This window comes from Rhodospirillales bacterium (assembly GCA_028824295.1).
Lineage (GTDB): Bacteria > Pseudomonadota > Alphaproteobacteria > TMED109 > TMED109 > VXPW01.
Window position 1 is genome coordinate 109,103 of the sequence record JAPPED010000034.1, and the last position, 16,861, is coordinate 125,963.

The 16,861-nt window shown below is 66.5% G+C and carries 12 protein-coding genes and 1 tRNA gene; 6 read left to right on the forward strand and 7 right to left on the reverse strand.

The genetic code is table 11. From position 1 onward, the window contains the following. Positions 1-109 precede the first annotated feature (109 nt). The 4 genes from OXH60_13840 (at position 110) to OXH60_13855 (ending at position 4,439) form a co-directional block, all read left to right on the forward strand. Positions 110-634: a GatB/YqeY domain-containing protein gene (locus OXH60_13840; GenBank protein MDE0713202.1), complete on the forward strand. Its 525-nt coding sequence runs from the start codon at positions 110-112 to the stop codon at positions 632-634. A 12-nt stretch (positions 635-646) separates the two neighbouring features. Further along, a complete protein-coding gene (gene dnaG, locus OXH60_13845) occupies positions 647-2,500 on the forward strand; it encodes a DNA primase (GenBank protein ID MDE0713203.1) in 1,854 nt (617 codons plus the stop codon). Beyond that, positions 2,497-4,350, forward strand: coding sequence for an RNA polymerase sigma factor RpoD (gene rpoD, locus OXH60_13850; GenBank protein ID MDE0713204.1), 1,854 nt, complete (start codon positions 2,497-2,499; stop codon positions 4,348-4,350). The genes dnaG and rpoD overlap by 4 nt, the downstream gene beginning before the upstream one ends. 12 nt (positions 4,351-4,362) lie before the next feature. Then, positions 4,363-4,439, forward strand: a tRNA-Ile gene (locus OXH60_13855). Between the two features lie 8 nt (positions 4,440-4,447). Here the strand turns inward: OXH60_13855 and OXH60_13860 are convergent. Continuing rightward, a complete protein-coding gene (locus tag OXH60_13860; protein MDE0713205.1) occupies positions 4,448-5,278 on the reverse strand; it encodes an enoyl-CoA hydratase-related protein in 831 nt (276 codons plus the stop codon). Between the two features lie 530 nt (positions 5,279-5,808). Here OXH60_13860 and OXH60_13865 point away from each other — a divergent pair. Both OXH60_13865 and OXH60_13870 read left to right on the forward strand, forming a co-directional pair. Further along, the gene (locus OXH60_13865; GenBank protein ID MDE0713206.1) at positions 5,809-7,182 is read left to right on the forward strand and encodes a HEAT repeat domain-containing protein; all 1,374 of its coding nucleotides are present in this window, start codon (positions 5,809-5,811) and stop codon (positions 7,180-7,182) included. Next, positions 7,179-7,916, forward strand: a complete 738-nt coding sequence (locus tag OXH60_13870; GenBank protein ID MDE0713207.1) for a DUF1194 domain-containing protein — start codon at positions 7,179-7,181, stop codon at positions 7,914-7,916. The genes OXH60_13865 and OXH60_13870 overlap by 4 nt, the downstream gene beginning before the upstream one ends. Before the next feature lie 78 nt (positions 7,917-7,994). Here the strand turns inward: OXH60_13870 and OXH60_13875 are convergent, their stop codons facing one another. From OXH60_13875 to OXH60_13900, 6 genes are all read right to left on the reverse strand, one after another. Next, positions 7,995-8,465, reverse strand: coding sequence for a c-type cytochrome (locus OXH60_13875; GenBank protein ID MDE0713208.1), 471 nt, complete (start codon positions 8,463-8,465; stop codon positions 7,995-7,997). A 25-nt stretch (positions 8,466-8,490) separates the two neighbouring features. After that, positions 8,491-9,315: a transporter substrate-binding domain-containing protein gene (locus tag OXH60_13880; protein MDE0713209.1), complete on the reverse strand. Its 825-nt coding sequence runs from the start codon at positions 9,313-9,315 to the stop codon at positions 8,491-8,493. 111 nt (positions 9,316-9,426) lie between these two features. Then, on the reverse strand, positions 9,427-11,142 hold the full coding sequence (locus OXH60_13885) for a PQQ-dependent dehydrogenase, methanol/ethanol family (GenBank protein MDE0713210.1): 1,716 nt from the start codon (positions 11,140-11,142) through the stop codon (positions 9,427-9,429). A gap of 213 nt (positions 11,143-11,355) precedes the next feature. Next, positions 11,356-14,826 carry a 4Fe-4S binding protein gene (locus tag OXH60_13890; GenBank protein MDE0713211.1) on the reverse strand — a complete coding sequence of 1,157 codons (3,471 nt, stop codon included), beginning with the start codon at positions 14,824-14,826 and terminating at the stop codon, positions 11,356-11,358. 13 nt (positions 14,827-14,839) lie between these two features. After that, positions 14,840-16,087, reverse strand: a complete 1,248-nt coding sequence (gene soxC / locus OXH60_13895) for a sulfite dehydrogenase (protein MDE0713212.1) — start codon at positions 16,085-16,087, stop codon at positions 14,840-14,842. Then, positions 16,087-16,860: an SDR family NAD(P)-dependent oxidoreductase gene (locus tag OXH60_13900; protein ID MDE0713213.1), complete on the reverse strand. Its 774-nt coding sequence runs from the start codon at positions 16,858-16,860 to the stop codon at positions 16,087-16,089. The genes soxC and OXH60_13900 overlap by 1 nt, the downstream gene beginning before the upstream one ends. Position 16,861: the final 1 nt, after the last annotated feature.

Genomic DNA, 16,861 nt, shown 5'->3' on the forward strand with positions numbered 1-16,861 from the left:
TGCCCCGGACCATCCGGGATTGCCACGAAACTACGGTCGGCAACAGAAAATGCAAGACGGTTCAGCGGACAGTGAATGCGCTGAGCGCTCGCTCGCGGCTACCTGTATAATGCGAGGTTCGGGCCGTCGCCTCCTGGCGCTGGAAGTTGTAGGCCGCCTCACGATGCTGCAAACGAATGTTCGCGGACGCCTGCGCGCCGATCTCAAGGCCGCAGTACGTGCGCAGGATAGCGCCCGGGTTGCGACGCTTCGGCTCGTGCTTGCCGCGATCGATGACGCGGAAGCCGACCTGCCGGAAGGAGAGGCTGGCCTTGATGACGCGGCCATCCGCGACTTGATCAAGCGCCTGCACTGTCATTGTGAAGAGGCCGCCGCCGGGGCCGGCAGCGGTGTGGAGGGCAACGCCCAGGTCCGCGAACTGCGGCGGGCGGAGCGGGCGGTGCTGGCCGAGTACCTGCCCGAGCCGATGAATGAATCCGAGATGGCGCTGGCGGTAGAGCAGGCCCTTGGCGCGGCGCAGGCGCGTTCCATCCGGGACCTGGGCAAAACAATGGCGGAACTCCGCAAGATCTGCACCAATCCCGAGGACCTGGCCCGGGCCCGGCGCGAAGCCCGGCGACGGCTCGAGGCCTGAGCCGGGCGGGTTGTGGCGCGACTACCGGACAGTTTTCTCGAGGAACTGAAGTCCCGCGCTCCCCTGGCCGCCATCGTCGGCCAGACCGTTCGGCTCAAGGCGGCGGGGGCGGGGCGGTACAAGGGGCTTTGCCCGTTCCACGACGAGAAAACCCCGTCGTTTCACGTCGATGAAACCAAGGGCCTCTACCACTGTTTCGGCTGCAAGGCGTCCGGCACTGCCGTCAATTTCGTGATGCAGATCGAGAACCTTCCGTTCATGGACGCGGTGCGGAAGGTGGCGGCGCAGGCCGGCATGGAGGTACCCCGTACCGGTGGCCAGACCAATCCAGCGCGCGAGCGTCGGCGGCGGCAGGCACGCGAGGCGCTCGAAGCGGCGCAGGGCATCTTCGAGGCCGAGCTCCTCGCACCTGGCGGCAGCGCAGCGCGGAAGTACCTCGCGTCACGCGGTATCCGCAGGGCCGAGGCGAAGGCGTTCCGGCTCGGCTACGCCCCGCGCCACGGCAGTGGTCTTGTCAAGCGATTGCGGGCGGCTGGCATTTCCCCCGAATCGCAGATCGACGCCGGGCTTCTCGTCCGCGATGACCAGAACCGCTCGTATCCGTTCTTTCGCGACCGCGTGATGTTTCCGATCGCGGACCGTCTCGGCGAGATCGTGGCCTTCGGCGCCCGCGCGCTCGACCCGAAGGCGCCGGCCAAGTATTTGAATTCAAGGGAGACCCTGGTATTCGAGAAAGGCCGCACCCTGTACAATCTGCATCAGGCCCGCCAAGCGGTGCGGGCAGCCGGCGCCCTCTACGTCGTGGAGGGCTACATGGACGTGATCGCCCTGTCCACACGGGGCTTCAAGGCGGCAGTGGCGCCCCTGGGAACGGCCCTCACGAGCGAGCAGATCCGCGTGGCCTGGCAGCTGCACGACGAACCGGTGCTCTGCATGGATGGAGACGAGGCGGGGCGGGCTGCCGCCATCCGTGCGATGGAGAACGTGCTGCCGATGCTTGGGTCCGGTCGATCCCTTCGCTTCGCGTTCCTGCCGGCGGGCGAAGATCCCGATTCGCTGGTACGTGATCGTGGCGCTGACGCGTTCCGCGAGGTGGTGGCCGATGCCCTCCCGCTGGTTGACTTGGCTTGGCAAACCGAGTTTGCCCGGGAATCGCTCGATACCCCGGAACGCAAGGTGCATTTTCAGGAGCGGCTGAATCGCTTGGTGCAGGAGATCGAGGACAAGGCAGTTCGGGACGCGTACCACGAAGAGTTCGCGCGCCGCTACCAGGAGACCTGCCAGGGCACACTGGAGATCCGCGGGCCGGCCGATGTGCCCGCGCGGCGCCGGGCCGGCCCGCCGGCGAGTTTCCGCGAACGCTTTGCCGCCCGTGGCCCTGATCGGCTGGTGAGCGAGCGTCACCAGGATGGGCAACCGAACCAGGGAGCCGCGCGCCGTGAGCGGTCCATCGTGCAGGCGGTCATCAACGTGCCCGGCCTTCTGGACCGCGTCGAGGAAAAGTTTGCCGAAGTGCCGTTTCGAGCCGTCCCGGACCTTGACGCAGTGCGCACCGAACTCCTAAATAGACACGCACACAGCGACCCCGTAGACCCGTCGAGCGTCCGTCCGTGGCTGGAAAGCCGCGGCTTGGCCGGACTCGTTGACGCGGGAGCGCCGTCCAGCCGTTGGGATAGCCGCCACGTAGTGGAACCATTTGTGCTCCCTGACAGCGGGCTCGACGCAGCGCTTGCGGGCTGGGAGGCCGCCGTAGACGTCCAGCTAGCCTGGGTGCACCGCAACGACCCCCCTCCGTCGGTGACGGCGAACCAGGCTGTTCCGTCAGGGCCCGACAACGAGATCCCGTGGAGCCAGTCACAGCCATGAACGATGCCAACAACAGTGCCGCGGCGACCCGGGAAGCAGGGATGGAGGCGGTGCGCGCCCTGATCCAGAAATCCATGGCGCGCGGATGGGTCAGCACTGAAGAGATCGCAGAAGCGGTGCCCGCGGACATGGTCGAGAATCTCGACAAGATTCACGGCTACTTCACCGCGAGTTCGATCCGGGTGCTGAAACCCAACGAGGTACCCAGCGAGCAAAGCGGGCCGCTGCCGGGCGGCGTGATCGACTCATCGGCGCGCGCGCCGGCACAGCCGAACGAAATTACGGGCCGGACCGACGATCCCGTGCGGATGTATCTCCGCGACATGAACGGGATTGATCTTCTGACGCGGGAAGGCGAGATCGCGATCGCCAAGCGGATGGAGATCGGCCGCCGGAAGGCGGTCGAGGCCCTAGTCGAGAGTCCGCGCACGCTTGACTGCGTGGTCGAATGGCGACGTCAGATCGATGCCAAGGAGGTGCCCTTCCGCGAGGTCATCGACCTCGAGGCGACCCACGCCCTCATGTCCAATCGCGCATCGCCCGCCGCGCCATCCACCAAGGACGGCAAACCGACCCCGACCACTGGGGGAGCCAAGCAGTCAGTCGCATCGATGGAGAAGACGGTCCGACCGGCCGTCATGACCGTTCTTGCGGAGCTTGAGAAGCTCAAGGTCTGGCTGGACAAGGTGCACACGCGCCGGATTCGGTATGCGACCGAAGGCAAGCCGCTTCCGCGGACCACCGACCTGCGTTACCGACGCGCACGCGCACGTGCGCTGGCACTGCTGAGCGAGTTCTTCCTCATGCCGTCCAAGACGCGAGAACTCGCCGATGAACTCTACGGGTGGAACCGCGAACTGACCCGGGCCGAAGGAAAACTGCGGGCCCTTGTCGAGCAAAGCGGCACCACGTTGTCGGAATTCCTGCGCCAGTACTCGGCCAATGAACTGGACGTCGCCCAGCTTGCCAAGCTGGTGCAGGGGCAGGAAGCGGATGAGCAGGCCATGGAACGATTGCAGGCTTGCTGCGATGCAATTCGGAGCGTGGCCGAAGAAAGCAAGCTGCTTCCAAAGGAGTTCCGGGCCATCGTCGGGCGGGTTCACCGGGCCGAGCAGGAGTCCGAACAGGCAAAGGGCGAGATGATTGCCGCCAACCTTCGGCTGGTGGTGTCCATCGCCAAGAAGTACACCAACCGCGGCCTTCAGTTTCCGGACCTCATGCAGGAAGGCAACATCGGCCTCATGAAGGCGGTCGAGAAGTTCGAGTACCGTCTGGGCTACAAGTTTTCGACCTACGCGACCTGGTGGATCCGGCAGGCGATCACACGCTCGATCGCCGATCAGGCACGGACCATCCGGATTCCGGTTCACATGATCGAGACGATCAACAAGATCATCCGGACCCAGCGTCAGATCCTGCATGAAAGCGGCCACGAAGCCTCGCCGGAGGAAATTGCCGAGAAGCTCGGCATGCCGCTGGAGAAGGTCAGCCGGGTGATGAAGATTTCGAAGGAGCCCATCAGCCTCGACAAGCAGGTCGGCGAGGATGAGGACACCAACTACGGGGAATTCATCGCCGACGAGAACGCGATGATGCCCGACGAGGCCGTCGTCCGGGCCAAGCTTGGCGAGCAGGTGTCTTGGGCGCTGTCATCGCTCACGCCGCGCGAGGACCGGGTGATCCGGATGCGCTTCGGCATTGGCACCCAGACCGACCACACGCTGGAGGAGGTTGGCAAGCAGTTCAACGTCACGCGTGAGCGGATCCGCCAGATCGAGGCCAAGGCCCTCCGGAAGCTGCGACACCCTTCCCGGCGACAGAAGCTCGAAGGCTTCCTCGACGACCGGTAGTTGATCCGCGCGGGGCCCGTAGCTCAATTGGTCAGAGCTGACCGCTCATAACGGTTAGGTTGCAGGTTCGAGTCCTGCCGGGCCCACCACGTGGGTGTCAGCGCCCGTGGTAGACGCCCGAACGTTTCTCGAAGAAGGCCGCCAGCGCTTCATGGTGGTCATCCGTCTGGTGGGCCACGCCTTGGTACACGGCGCAGGTGTCGAGGAACTGGTCGAGCGGCATGGACTGTGCCATCCGCATGAGCCGCTTGGCGTACCGGAGCGTAACGGGCGGCTTGGCAGCAATCGTGGCCGCCAGTTCGAGCGCCCGATGCCGAAGTTCATCATCCGGCACCACTTCAAGCAGCAGACCGATGGCGAGCGCTTCGTCAGCCCCCACCGTGCGTCCGGTATACGTCATCTCGGCCGCCCGCTGCATGCCGACGACCCGCGGCAGGAACCATGCGCCACCGTCCCCAGGAATGATGCCGAGATTCACGAAGCTCTCCGCGAAACGAGCCGACTCGCCACCGATCCGGATGTCGCACATGCAAGCGAGATCGCACCCGGCGCCGATCGCCGGACCGTTCACGGCGGCGATCACGGGCACGTCGAGATCCGAGATCGCGCGCGGCATGCGCTGGATGCCATGCCGGTAGGCATGTTCGATGTCCTGTACGGGGCCTTCGAAGTCGCCGGACCGGTTGCGCATGTCCTTCACGTTGCCCCCGGCCGAAAACGCGCTCCCGTTGCCGGTCAGGACCAGAACTGAAACCGCCCGTGATCGATTGATCCAGGCTGTCACGGCCAGCAGGTCTTCCAGGATCTTCGTACCGGTGAGCGCGTTCCGCACGTCGTGGCGGTCAAACGCGAGCATGGCGGCACGGTCGCGGATTTCGAGGGTGCATTCCGCGACGGGGGGAGCGTCGCTCGGGGTTGGTTGGTCCATCAGTCAGGAGTCCCGGGTGGATGGCGCAGCTGATGCGATCCTGCACCCTACACACCCCGGCTGCGTGTGCACGGCCCTTCCCGAGTGGGCGCCGAATGCTGGCCTGGCCCGATGGTCCGTAACGCCAGGTTCGTCCAGTCATTGACATTACGAAGTTCACCAGGGCAGTCCCTCGCTATCGAGGGTCGAGCCTGCATCCCGCCACAGCATGAGAAATTGCTTTCACACGGGAATGTATCGACGTCTGGAGTGGCGACTTGGATGAGCGAGGTGCCGGCTTTCTTGAGCATGCTGGCCGCATCCCAATTGCGGTTTCCGGCGCGGTTTGCTTGGACCGCAGTTTCCTCGGCGCGGCCGGACGCGAGCCGGGGCCTCACGGCGTGCTCGCCGCCAGCGGTCTGGAGTTGATACTGATCGGTCTGGACGCTCGGTGGGGAAGCGGAACGGGGTCAGGCAGGCAGAATCGACGTTTGACGGAGCCGCGCGGGATTGGAATGATGCGATCACGTCCTCCCATTTGTTGAATTGCCGTGCCTCGAGCTGTCTGGGCCCTGCTGCCCCTTGCCGCAGCACTTGTTGCCGCGTGGCCGCTGCGGGCGGCCACGCTCGACGAGGTCTCGGCCTTGGTTGCCGACCTGCAGGCGGCCACCGCCGCCGAGCGCGCCGGGGCCGCGATCCGACTTGGTGAACTCGGATCCAACGCCAATACCGCCATCGATGCCCTGATCGTGTCGGCGCTGCACGATCCGGATCACTTGGTGCGTGTCCGGGCCATTCGCGCACTCGAGCGGATCAGCGGCCAGGCCAACGTGACCGTCACCGCCCTGATCGAGCTGCTTGATGATCCGCATCCGGAAATTCGGTGGGCCGCGGCGGGTGCGATGGAGAGCTTTGGCCTCAAGGCGGTCGTGGCCACGCCGGCGCTGGTGGAGTTGCTGGACGATCCTGACCCGGCAGTTCGGGGCTCCGCAGCTTCAACGCTCGGCAAGATGGGGCCGGTGGCCGTGGCGGCATTGATGCAGGTGCTGGACGACCCGAACCGCGACAAGAAGCTGAACGCGCTGAAGGCACTGGCCGGCCACGGCGCCCGCGCTGGCGTCGCGGTGCCCCGCATCACGCCGTTCGCGGGAGACCCCGATCCGGAGCTGCGCGCTGCTGCGTTGCTGTGCCTTCGCCGGATTGCCGGGGACCGGAACTGGCCCGGCGAGTCGGGCTGGCTTACCGACCCGCAGGCGCAAATCTGGCCGAAAGCGATGACATCGGCCGAGCGTTTACGGGGATACCCGTCGCTCCGCCGCGCCATCGTGGAGGCTGCCCTGGGGGTATTCGGCGAGTTCGTTGGCGATCCTGACCCGCGGGTGCGCTACGAGGCGGTCAAGGGATTTGCCGATCTGGGTGAGGAAGGGCAGTCAGGCGCACAGCAGGTGGTGCCGCTGCTGCGAGACCCGGATTCGCGCATCCGGCGGGCGGCGGCCGACGCGGTAGGGGGGATGGGTTCGGAGGTTGTCTCCGACCTGGTCCCGGAGTTGGTCTCGGCACTGGCGGACCCCGATGACAACGTTCGATGGGCGGTCATCCAGGCGCTGCGAAACGTGGGATCTGACGCAGTGCCCGAACTCACCATCGTCTTGGAGTACGGTGATCCGCTCCTGCTGCCAGGCGTGCTGGCCACCATCGTCGAACTCGGCCCGATCGCCACTGAAGCCGCCGCGTACCTGCTGCCGCACCTGGGGGCAGGGCAGCCGGAAATCCGGGCACTTGCGGCCGAGGCGTTGGGCAGCGTTGGCGCCGTCCAGGCGACTGGCGCCCTCCACACTGCACTGGACGACCAAGCCGAGGAAGTTCGCCTGGCAGCGGCTTGGGCATTGGCAACCCTTGATGCGGATGGCCCGGTAGCCCAATGAGGCACGTGTGGAAATTCCTGGCCGTCATGACCTTGACGGCGGCTGGACATGCCGTCGCGGCTGAGCCGGTCGACATGGAGCTGATCATTGCGGTCGATGTCTCTTCGAGCGTCGACGAGAACGAGTACCGCCTGCAGATGGGAGGCATTGCCGCAGCGTTCCGAAACCCCTCGGTGCTCGACGCGATCCGTTCGCTCGGGCCGGGCGGATTAGCGGTGCTCGTGATGCAGTGGTCGGACAACCGCGAACAGGCGCCGGTTACCGGATGGCGCGTCATTCGGAGCGCTGCGGACGCGGTCGCCTATGCGCGTGAATTGCGGGAGGCGCCGCGTGCAATTCCCGGCGGACAGACGTCCATCGCCGGCGCGATCGAGTTCGCCATGGGACAGCTGGCGACCAACGGCTTCGAGGGCAACCGTCGGGTGATCGATGTCTCGGGTGACGGCCGGGCCAACAACGGCGTCCATCCCATGTCGCTCCGCGACGAGGCGATCGAGCAGGGGGTCACGGTCAACGGCCTTGCGATCCTGAACGAGGAGCCGTTTCTCGACGACTACTTCGAGCACAGCGTCATCGGCGGCGCGGGCGCGTTCCTGATGGTGGCCGACGACTATCGGGACTTCGCCGCGTCAATCCAGCAGAAGCTGCTTCGGGAGATCGGCCTGCCTATCGCCATCAAGGCGCCGCCGGTCCGACGCACGACCGCCGCCTTGCGACCATTCGATACCCATTGAGCCCGCAACCGGCAGGCTGCGGGCTCAAGGAAAGCGCGTGATCGGGGGAGGCGCCGGCCGCTCGGGCCGGTCCGGCGGTTACCGTTGGGCTTCTTCCGCCACCGGGTTGTAGCCTTCCTCGAACTCGCCTCTGGCGAGCCGGTCCTTGTACTCTTGCCGCAAGTAGGCGATGATGGACCAGATGTCATCGTCGGAAAGCGTCCGCGAGAAACCACCCATCTGGGTAGGGCGGCCGTTGATCGTAAGACCGGCGGCGATCACGGAATAGATGTCGAGATTCCTGCCCCCGCCCGCCTTGAACTTGTTGCAGCTCAGACACGGGCCCTTGGCCCCGATGCCGCGGCTGCCGTGGCAGAACCCGCACCGCGCCCCGTACCGCTCCTTGCCGTGCTCGATGGCTACGGCATCGCCTTCCAGCGGGTTCTCGATGTCGTCTTCACCGCCGTAGCCGAGGTCTTCGGCGGCGTTCGCCGTCGGTGCCAGCAGCACGAAGGCCGCGAACAGGCAGATGGGAAGGAGAGCGGCTCGGCGTAGGGATAGAGGGTGCATGAAATTCATCCGGGCAACGGCAGCGTCAGCCAGGGAATGGCGCGTAATAGGGAATCTGGTAGCCGGTGACGATCGACTCGATGGTGCCGTCGGCCAGCATGTCCGCCAGTTCGGCATTGACCAACTCGATCAAGCGGGTTTCACTTCCCGGGATGGCGGCGCCCACGTTCCAGCGGAGGCCCACGATCGGTTCAAAGCCTTCAACCAACGTAAAATTGGATTCCTTGTGCCGTCGGCGTTCGATGGCCAAGGCAGGTGCCCACACCATGGCGGCCTTGGTCTCCCGGTTGCGCAAGCCGTCGAGGACGCGCCGGTTACCGAGGTAGAGCTCACGTTCAATGCCGTTGTCGATCAGGTAGCCGTCCATGGCCGTCGACATGGCCACCCCGATGTCGGTGTGCTTGGCGATGTCTTCAAGCGTGGCGGTATTAGCGAGTTCGGGGTCGACGACCGGGATGTAGGCCAGCCCGAGGTAGGGTGACGAAAAGATCAGGCCCTTTTCCCCGATTTCATCGACGTTGTCCGGATGGATCGCAATACCGGCGAACACCTGACAGCGCCCTTTGGCGATCGAATTGCGCAGCGCCCTGCCGAGCCCGCCCCGGGTGCCGGTATTCGACCAGTAAATCTCGGTGCGCCAGCCGTTGTTGGCGGCGATCTGCGAAAAGATCTCGACGTCGAAGCCGCGTGGATAGTCGGTCGAGGAACTGTGCGGCCAGTTGTACGGATCGGCGCAGATGGTGATGACGCCGCGATCCTCGATGTGGTTGAGAGCGTCTTCCGCTTGGGCGTCCAGACTCATGGTAAACGCCAGCGCGTACGCCGCGGCGCAGGTGGAGATCAGTTTCACGGGGTCGACTCCGGATTAAAGAGGGATCAGTCCGGTGCAGATATATAGGTAGAAGAAAAGGGGGAAGGCAGCGAACTGCCCTCCCCCGAAAAAGTCGCGGTTGCGAACTTTTTAGTCGATGCCAAAGGCGAACAGGCCGCCGCCCTTGGTGTGGTTCTGGAGCCACTCACCAAAGGTGAGGGGCCAGATGCCACCACCACCTGCACCGACGACGATCGTGATGTACTGCTTGCCGCCGGCGGTGAAGGAGGTCGGGTTACCGTGCACACCGGTGCCGACGTTGAAGGCCCAGAGTTGTTCACCGGTGTCGTCGCGGACGGCGTGGAAGAAGCCCTCTGCGTCACCGTAGAACACGAGGCCGCCAGCCGTGGCCATCATGCCGCCCGTGGCGGGCGTGCTGTGCGGACGGATCCAGGCGAGTTCGCCGTTCGAGGCGTTGTACGCCTTCACCGCACCGTTACCCTTGTTGAAGGTCAGGACCTTCGCGCCCAGGTACCACTCACCGCGACGCCATTCCATCTTCTTCGCCTGGAGGTCCATCGAGAAGTTGTACGTCGGGACGTAGACCATGTTCACGCGCGGGGAGTAGGCCATCGGGTGCCACTCTTTTCCGCCGTCAAGCGAGGGGGCGATGTCGTTGGTACGACGGTCGTAGACCACGTCCATTGCCGGGTCGCCACCTTCTTCCCAGGCCATGATCGGACGGCAGTTGTCCTTGAAGCCAGGGGTCCAGTTGATCCGACCGAGCGGAACCACCCAGTTGCAACGTCCGTTGGTACGGTCGATTGAGTAGAGGTGGCCGTTCCGGTCGCCGTGGAGCCAGACCTTCTTGCCGTCGATGTCGGCCAAGATCACCTCGTTCACGCCGTCGTAGTCATACGGGTCGTTCGGGGTGTACTGGAACCAGAACTTGAGCTCGCCGTTGTCAGGGTCAAGCACGATCGTGGAGTTCGAGTACAGGTTGTCGCCAAGACGGACGTGACGGTCGAAGTCCGGGCCCGGGTTACCGACCGGCACGTAGAGCAGGTGCAGGTCCTGGTCGTACGAAGCGGTGATCCACGTCGAGCCACCACCGTACTTCCAGGATTCGCCGGCCCACGTGTCGTTGTTGGGCTCGCCTTCAGCCGGAATGGTGTAGGTGTTCCAGACCGTGTCGCCGGTCTCGTGGTCGAGGGCGCGGACCCAGCCGCGGACGCCGTACTCGGCACCGGCGGTGCCGATGATGATCTTGCCGTCAAGCGCCAGCGGCATGACGGTGAAGGTCTCGGCGTAGGTGTAGTCACCAACGGTCTTGTCGAAGACGACTTCACCGGTCGCGTTGTCGAGAGCGACCAGGTGCGCGTCGAGCGTTGCGAGGTAGACGTTGTCCTTGTACGGGGCGACGCCACGGTTCACGACGTCACAGCACAGCTGCGGGTACACGTCGGCCGGAAGCTCGCGTTCGTACTTCCACTTGATCAGACCAGTCTGACCATCGGCCGCAATCACGCGGTTGAAGGACGTCGTTACGTAGAGGGTGCCACCGACGGCGACGGCCTGGCTGTCCTGCCCCTCAAGGGTTCCGAACGACAGGTACCACTCAGCCTCGAGGTCCGCAGCGTTGTCCTGGTTGATCGCCGTCTGCAGGGCGTACCGGGTGGCCTCGTAGTCGCGACCGTAGTGGAGCCAGTTCATCGGGTCCTTGTCGGCGTTCAGAAGCATGTCGTCCGAAACGTAGTTCGGCTGCTGCTTGGGTGCCGCAAGGATGTCAATACCCTGAGCGAACGCGGACGTCGCGAGCCCAAAGCTCACGAGCACACCGATCGTCAGTTTGGTTAGGAGATGCATTAGGTAATTCCTCCCGTTCAGCATCTTTTCATTAGGCGGGGCCACAAATCGACTGCCCGGGCGCGCTTGCGCGGCGCCGGTTTCACGTAGCCGTGCCTCGCCGAAACGGCGGCGAAACCCGAAAGGCCCTTCCTTTTGTGCGGCGGACTATACGGGGTTACGCAACGGGATGCCACCGGTTCGCGCCGGCCGAATCATCGGTCGGCCGTTCGGCTACTTGGCGAAACTCCCCGGGGCCAGCGAGCGCCGCATCTGGGCCAAGGGCGGGCAGCGCCGGTCATCGTGGTACTCGACCTGACAGTCCAGGCACTGGAAGCACTCGTTCATGTTGATGACGCCGCTCGCGGGAATTGCCTGCACCGGACACGCTCGCTCGCACAGCCGGCACGGGTTCCCGCATTCGACGCGGCGCGCGAGGTTGCCGAAGATCCGCACCTTGCCGAGAACGGCGACGGCCGCACCCAGCGGGCACAGGAAGCGACAGTAGAAGCGCTCGACGAACAACCCGACCGCCAGCAGCGCCCCCGCATACAGGACATACGGCAGGCTGCGGTCGAACCGGAGCGTGATGGCCGTCTTGAACGGCTCGACTTCCGCGACGGTCTGGGTGGTACCCATCCCCAGGGTGAGGGCGCTGCCAATCAACACCGCCAGCACCACGTACTTGAGGGCCCACAGGCGCTCGTTCGCCGTTTCCGCGATCGCGAGCGTGGGCAGCCGGACGGCACGCGCCAGGCGGGCCAGCAGTTCCTGCAGCGCGCCGAAGGGGCACAGCCAGCCGCAGAACACCCCGCGCCCGAACAGCACCAGCGACACGAGCGTGTAGCCGGCGATGATGACGATCAGTGGTTCGTAGAGGAAACTGGTCCAACCGCCGGTGAAGACGGCCTGCGCATACGTGAGCACGTTGACGATGGTGAGCTGCGCGTTCGCCACCCAGCCCAGCCAGCCGATGACGACCACGAGGAAGGCAAGGCGCACCCATTGGTGGACCCGGCGGTGGCGCGAGATGACGTTGGGCCGAGCCACGAGCACCGAGAGCACCGCCAGCAGCAGCACGAGCCCCATGATGGCTCCGTCGTGCTCGGCCCAGACCCGCCGCCAGCCCTCAAGGGCGCTGGTTCTGACCAACCCGAAATAGGCCGTCTGGACCGGTCGGAGCCCGGCATCCTCAAGGGCGATCGGATCCCCGCCGATCAATTCCTGGGGCAACGAATACCCGACGTCGACTGCCCCGCCGCCCTGGTCCGGCGGTACGCGAAGCTCGAGGGTCCATGGCTTGAGCGGGTCGAATTCCCATTTGCGCGGGATCCGGAACAGGCCGGTCTCCGAGAACAGCGGCCGTCCGTCGGCCCGGACCGCGGTCGCGGTGAGCGATTCCGACTTCGTGAAGCTGAACGATTGCTCACCCTGGACCAGCCGGAGCCGGTCGTACTGACCGGTCCGCCGGACGGCGTTCCCCCGCCAGGAGATGCGGCCGCTCCCGAGGACGGCGAGGAGCTGGTCGCCGTAGCCGATCTGCGAGATGTGGTGGTTGAACCACTGGCCGCCGAAGAGATTGCGGCCGACGTCGGCGGGCGTCGCGAGCGCAGCGTACAGCGACAGGACGGTCTCACCCGGCCCGTCGCTCTCGCCCCCGATCCCCAGATCCTGCGCCGAGTACTCGCCGCCGACCACGCCGCCCCAGTCCAGAAGCTCCTGCCAGGATCTCGGCTCGAACCGGTCGACGTCGAGCTGGAACGGACCGGTGTTCTCCTCCTCGCCCAGCAGCCCCTGGATCCGGGCCATCTTCCGCGCTGACAGGACGATCGCGTTGTACGTGAGCGTGGCACTGATCGTCGCGCCCCGGACGCCGTCCACCCCGCGCCCGGTGAACCGGACCGGACGACGGACGTCGAGGTTGCGAAGCCCCTCGAAGAGGTCCTCGAGCTTGGTCTGCGGGATCAGGCTGGGGCCCACCATCGGTTCGTGGAGTTCGAGGACCGCCGAGCCGGTGATGCGGCCGGCGTGATCCAGGCCGACGATGATGTCGAACGGTTCGCCCGAGTAACCGCGCGGGTTCACCGTCTCGAAGGTCGAGAACAACCATCCCTGCACCGCGTCGCCCTCCCGCACCGTGGCCACCGGCGGCGATCCGTCGGGCGGCTGCACGTCGCTGGCCCCGGGAAACGTCTTGGCGATGACGCCCGGCGTCAGGCGGGTTGCGAGCGGGTCGTACATGTCGGCGTCGGCTGGGTCGGTCGCGACCACCAGCGCCACCACGATCGCGGCCGCGGTCGCCCGCGCCGGCGTGCGCGCGGGCTTCGCCTCCGGGCAGAACGCAGGGTCGAAGTAGGCCTCCTGGCACCGGAGGCACTGGATGCATTCCGAGTGATCGATCGTGCCGTCGGTACGGATGGCGCGGGTCGGACACACCGGCTCACACTTCGTGCAGCTGGTGCCGCAGGCCCGGTGGCGCCGGAGCCAGTTGAGCATCCGCAGCCGCCCGGCGAGACCCAGCGCGGCGCCGAAGGGACAGAGGTACCGGCAGAACGCCCGTTCGGTGAACACCGCGATGGCCAGGCAGGCCACGGCCCAGACCACGTAGGGCCAGGGCCGCAGGAACGCGTCGCCGATCGCCGTCCCGAAGGGCTCGGCCGCCAACGCCGTATCGAGCATGGTGGGCACGAACACCGCGACGGCCACGATGCCGGCCAGCACGGCGTACTTGAGAAACCGAAGACTGCCGTGAACGCGCGCCGGGGGCTCGTAGCGCGGCACCCCGAGCAGCCGCGCGGCCCGGTGAATGAAATCCTGCAGTGCGCCGAACGGGCACAGCCAGCCGCAAAAGGCGCCGCGTCCCCAGAGGAGCAGGGCAACCAGCGTGAAGACGGCGACCAGCACCAGCGCCGGGATGCCGAGCAGCGGGCGCCAGTCGCCGGCCGCAGTGGCACTCCGTGCTGCATCGACGATTTCTTGCAGGCCGGGCTGCACGCCGAACCAACCGCCCAGCCCGATCAGCGTGGCGGCGAGCAATCCCCCGCGGACGACGCGGTACAGCCGCGGGCGACGGGTCAGCGGGTCGGCCAGGACGAAGGTCGCGACCACGGCGCCGATCAACAGGACCACCGCCAATACGCTCAGGCCGGACGTGTGCCAGACGCGCTTCCAGGGCGGACCCCACACGTCGACGAAGCCTTGCCGGTTCGGCATTTGCACCGCGGGCAGCGTCGTCGCATCCAGGACCAGGTCGCGGCCGATGATCCGGTTGGTCCAGAGCAGGTACGCGGTCACGGCATAGACTTCGTCGTCCGTCAGGGTGAGCGGCGCGTTGTGCGGCATCGCCCGGCGGATGTAGTCGAAGAGCGTCGTCGCGTACGGCCAGTACGAGCCGACCGTCTTGACCGGCTGCGCGGTGGCGAGCGTGCCGACGCCGCCGGTGAGCATGTCGGCATCGGCGCCGTCGCCCTGCGCACCATGACAGACCAGGCACTGCGCCTGGTACACCGATTCGCCGGCCTCGACGGTGCCCGAACCGGCGGGCAGCGTGGCGCCGTCGGGAGCGATGGAGATGTCCATCTGCTGCACGACCGATTCCGACGCTTCCCGCCCGAGGTCCGGGGAGACCGGCCGCTCGTCGGCGCCGGCGGCCGCGCCGGCGCCTAGGGCAAGCAGCAGTGCTGCCACGACGACGGATCGGGTCACGGGCTGCGGGAAACTAGAGGTAGACGTTGGTGACACTGCCGTCCGAGCCAATGTGCCAGCTCTGGATGGCATTGCAGTGGTAGAGTTGGCCGTGCGCGTAGCGCGCCGACCATTCGGCCCGAGATTCCTGGCGATGGCCGGCCTGGTCGGTCGCCCGCGACAGGAGGGTCGCCGGCGACCCATCCCAGGTCCAGTTGTGCCGAAACCGGACGGGTGCGTACCTCGCCGGGCGACCGTCAAGCGCGGCGCTCTGCCACGAGTTGCCGCCGTCCGTTGAGACCTCCACGCGGCGCACGGCGCCGTGCCCCGACCATGCAAGCCCGGTGATGTGCTGAAAGCCCGGGGCGATCGTCTGGCCGCCGCTCGGTTCGGTGATGACCGACTTCACGTCCATGGGGTAGGTGAACTGGAGGGCCTTGCCGTCCGGTCGCAGGTCGCTGTACTTGGAGGTTTCGTCCCGCGTGTGGACCGGCTCCTCGACGACCTTGAGCCGGCGCAGCCACTTGACGTTGAGATTGCCCTCCCAGCCCGGCACCACCAGCCGCATCGGATAGCCCTGCTCGGGCCGCAGCCGTTCGCCGTTCTGGTACAGCGCCACCATGGCGTCATCCAGCGCCTTTTCCATCGGCAGGCTGCGGCTCATCGCGTTGGCGTCGGCGCCTTCGGCGAGAAGCCAGCGCGCGCCTCGTCGAGGCCGGGCCTCGCCGAGGAGCAGCGCCAGCGGGATTCCCGTCCACTCGGCGGTGGACACCAGCCCGTGGATCATGCCGCACGTTTCGTCGACAGCCAGGGGAAAGGCATTCGAATTGAAGAAGCTGTTGCCGGCGCACTCGATGAACAGCACCTTCGTTGTCATCGGGTAGCGCAGCAGGTCGGCCGGCGAAAACAACAGGTTGCGTTCCACTTCGCCGTGAACGAGGAGTTCGTGGCGCAACGGATCGATGGCGGGCACGCCGTTGTGGCTGCGCTCGAAATGCAGGCCGTTCGGCGTGATCGTGCCTTCGAGGTCCTCGAGCGGGGTCATGGCCACGCCAGCCCCCGGCGACACATCCTCGTACGGCTGCAGTATCTCCCGTCCGACGTCCGCCTCCTGCGGAGCCGGCGCTCCGTACTCCCGGAACGGGCGTCCCGGGACCTGCATCCAGTCGGGGGCGGCGTCACCCGCCCGCCCGGCCAGCGCGGCACCGGGCGCCACGGCTCCGGCCGCCGCGCCTCCCAGCAGGGTCCGCCGGTTCAGCCGTGGGCCGCGCGGTCGGCGCATCACCCGACTCCTTCTCCGAACCGCTCCTGCAGGCGCCGCATGCCGCGGATCCACCGGTCGTGGTCAGTGGCCTTGCGGCGGACGTACTCCGCCACGTTCGGGTGCGGCAGGATGAGAAAGGTGCCGGCCTCGATCCCGTCGAATGCCGATCGGGCGACATCCTCCGGCTCCAGCACGCCATCGAGGCCGGCGACACCACCGTCCTCGAGGTTGGCGATCATGTCGGTGCGGACCGCCTGCGGACACAGGGCCGAAACCCCGAGACCCCGGTCACCCCACGTGATGGACAGCCACTCGGCATAGGCGAGGGCGGCATGCTTGGTCACGGCATACGTCGCCGAGCCGATTTGCGACAGAAGGCCCGCCGCCGAGACGGTGATCAGGAAGTATCCGCTACGGCCCGCCATCGGCGCCGCGAGGCGCCGCGAGGCGTACGCGTGGCTCATGACGTTCACGTCCCAGCAGGCCTGCCAGTCCGCCGCGCTCGTATCCACACCGCCCGGACGATGAATGCCGGCGTTCGAGCAAAAGACGTCGATCGGTCCGGCGAACGCCTCGGCAGCTTCGATGAATTCCCCCATCGCCGCGTCGTCGCCGACGTCCGTAGCCCAGGCACGGCCCCCGCACGCCGCCGCGCAGGCCTCGGCGGCGCCGCCGTCGAGGTCGGCCACCGCGACGGCGCGCGCGCCCCGGCGGTGCGCTTCCATCGCCAGCGCGCGCCCGATCCCGTTGCCGCCGCCGGTGACCGCGACCACCTTGTCCTTCACATCCATG

Coding starts and splice junctions, on each gene's coding strand:
- OXH60_13900 (MDE0713213.1), bottom strand. CDS start 16,860: ATGGATGTGAAGGACAAGGTGGTCGCGGTCACCGGCGGCGGCAACGGG.
- OXH60_13870 (MDE0713207.1), top strand. CDS start 7,179: ATGAGGCACGTGTGGAAATTCCTGGCCGTCATGACCTTGACGGCGGCT.
- OXH60_13860 (MDE0713205.1), bottom strand. CDS start 5,278: ATGGACCAACCAACCCCGAGCGACGCTCCCCCCGTCGCGGAATGCACC.
- OXH60_13885 (MDE0713210.1), bottom strand. CDS start 11,142: ATGCATCTCCTAACCAAACTGACGATCGGTGTGCTCGTGAGCTTTGGG.
- soxC (MDE0713212.1), bottom strand. CDS start 16,087: ATGCGCCGACCGCGCGGCCCACGGCTGAACCGGCGGACCCTGCTGGGA.
- OXH60_13875 (MDE0713208.1), bottom strand. CDS start 8,465: ATGCACCCTCTATCCCTACGCCGAGCCGCTCTCCTTCCCATCTGCCTG.
- rpoD (MDE0713204.1), top strand. CDS start 2,497: ATGAACGATGCCAACAACAGTGCCGCGGCGACCCGGGAAGCAGGGATG.
- OXH60_13840 (MDE0713202.1), top strand. CDS start 110: ATGCGAGGTTCGGGCCGTCGCCTCCTGGCGCTGGAAGTTGTAGGCCGC.